Genomic DNA, 2447 nt, shown 5'->3' on the forward strand with positions numbered 1-2447 from the left:
GAGACTGGCTTTTGAAATCTCTGTTAAAGAAAGTCTTTGGTGGGCAACCCGATAGCGTTTTAAGACCCGTGAGAGAAGTAATTAGAGAAAATGAGGATATTTTCCCGTATCCGAACATTATTGAAAGATTAAGGGGCACAAACAAATCCTTAATCTTTAATGAAGATGAAATAGAAAATCTCTTGTTCTATAGATATGGGCAAAATTATACTTTTTCTGTCTTATCATTACTTTATCCCAATTTAGATTATAGAAACAAATTTCACCAAGACCATATCTTCCCAAGGAGTTTTTTTACTAGTAGAAAAAAGCTAGTTAAAAAGGGAATACCAGAAGATAAACATGATTCTTATTTGGAGATCTATAACTACGTTGGCAATCTGCAATTATTAGAAGGAATTCCTAATGAGGAGAAGTCAAGCAAAGACTTCAAAGAGTGGTTAGAAATTACTTATCCTGAAGAAGAATCGAGAAAGGACTATATGAAAAAGCATCTAATTCCAGATATTGATTTGAAATTTAACAATTTCGAGGAATGTATTAATAAAAGAAACGAATTGATTTCAAATAAGTTAAAGGAACTGCTACTTACTTAAAAAGATGATTAGGCATCACATGCAGATAACACAGCATATACGCTACGGGCTTACGCCCTTGCCCTTCGGGACAATGCCTTCGACAACGTCGTATATGCTGGAAACTTTAAGTGAAATTGCCCCGCATTTCAAGTGGAAGATATAAAATGCTGTGTGCCCTTATTAATTCGAAAACAAAGGTGCGACGTAAATGATGGAGAAATTAGAAAAACTTAAGGAAGACATCACAAGGATACAAGGAATCATGGTCACAGTTTCTACTGGTCGTGGAAACATCGATGATTTTGAAGAAGAATATCGAAAATTATATTTTTCAATAAAGGAGCAATTAAAAGTTTTTCGAAAGGAAGGAATTAGTTTCCCGAACTCGAACTTTCATTCCTCTCTTTGGGATTTTTATTCTTACTGGAAAGTGGAATTAAAAACTTATCAAGAAAGAAGAGAATATGTTCGTTTATTGTATAAGACTATTGATGATGCTATAACACAAGTTCTAATGAAGGTTTCTACCGAAACAACCGACCCAGCTAATTTAGAAAAGTTACTATCTTCGCTGATTGGAGATAGTGTTAAAATTAACGAATCGCGAGTTTCGCCCCCATCTGTAGAAGTATATGATGAATCGGAAGATGAGTTTGAATATGATATTGCTCTATCGTTTGCTGGCGAAAATAGAAAGATTGCAGATGATCTTGCAAGGGCGTTACTAATCGAAGGAGTTAAAGTATTTTATGATAAATTTTATAAGAGTGAGATGTGGGGGAAAAAATTAACTGACTACTTTCAGGATGTTTATGGTCCAAAAGCAAGATTTGTAATAGCCCTAATCTCAAAGCATTATCCTATCAAAGACTGGACAGATTATGAATTCTCCATTGCAAGAGGAGAGGCTAAAAAAAGAAAAGCAGAATTTATACTGCCAGTCAAGTTAGATGATACTAAAATTTTAGGAATACATGAAGATGTAAAATACCTTGACTTAGAGAGCGAGGGTGTTGAGGGGATAGTTGATTCCGTGCGCGAAAAATTGAACATAAAGGAAAGAAGTATAAGTAAAGGCATATTTGTTACGACTTTAGGAGTTAATTTTGAAGATTTAGTTGAAAAGGAAATAATATCAGAGAAGGACTGGAGGGAATATCCAAAAACATGCGATAAATTAGAAAGTGATTTAAGGGCAAAACTGGATAAATCGTCAATTGGCAAATATCATTTTACGGAGCCATCAGCGAGAAATGGAGAAACCTTATCTGTAAGATTTGCTCATTATTGGGATCTCTCAGGGGGATTACCTGATTTTAGTTTTACTGATTACTGGGACTTTCTTGAGTTTCGTCCAGTAGAAGAAATCTATCCAGATAGTCATAAAGAAGTAAAATCTATGTTTAGAGGGACTATTCCAAATAAAAGGTGAGATAATAATGGTTGAGAGGGCACACAGCCATGAAATGCGGGCAGCTCTGCGGAAATCTTCGGTTTCCTTGTCTCAGCCCTTCGGGCTTCGATCACTTAACCGGCGGGTATCTGGCTTCGGTGCTTCGCACCCCCACCCAAATCCTCGCCTTGCTCGGAACTTCAGATACACGCCGGCCGTTAAGTGAAATAAATCTGGAGCCCAGAAGAATATAATTCAATAGATTTATATATTATAATAATAAAGTAATATTATGAATCCATCACAAATCTACATCGCTATATCTATTGTAGTCTTGGCTATTATTGCCTTGCTTGTATTTTTTGTAAGCAAAAATAAGAAAGAGAAAAAAATCACTCCATTAACTGGTCTTGCTTTCGGATTTGTCTTAGCAGGAATTTATTACATTGGTATTTTTGGAAACAGTAGATTAATAG

At 35.3% G+C, this 2447-nt stretch carries 3 protein-coding genes; all 3 read left to right on the forward strand.

Translation table 11 applies throughout. The features are described from left to right. On the forward strand, window positions 1–596 hold a 596-nt coding region (locus tag VMW81_09020), incomplete at its 5' end, for a hypothetical protein (GenBank protein HUU51082.1). Window positions 597–786: 190 nt separating this feature from the next. Beyond that, window positions 787–2010: a TIR domain-containing protein gene (locus VMW81_09025; protein HUU51083.1), complete on the forward strand. Its 1224-nt coding sequence runs from the start codon at window positions 787–789 to the stop codon at window positions 2008–2010. A gap of 253 nt (window positions 2011–2263) precedes the next feature. Then, the coding region (locus VMW81_09030; GenBank protein ID HUU51084.1) for a hypothetical protein at window positions 2264–2447 on the forward strand (184 nt) is incomplete at its 3' end.

Source organism: Nitrospinota bacterium (assembly GCA_035528715.1).
GTDB lineage: Bacteria > JADFOP01 > JADFOP01 > DATKYB01 > DATKYB01 > DATKYB01.

Bases quoted from the DNA above. Each gene is read 5' to 3' on its own strand.
- VMW81_09025 (HUU51083.1), top strand. From the start codon at position 787: ATGATGGAGAAATTAGAAAAACTTAAGGAAGACATCACAAGGATACAA.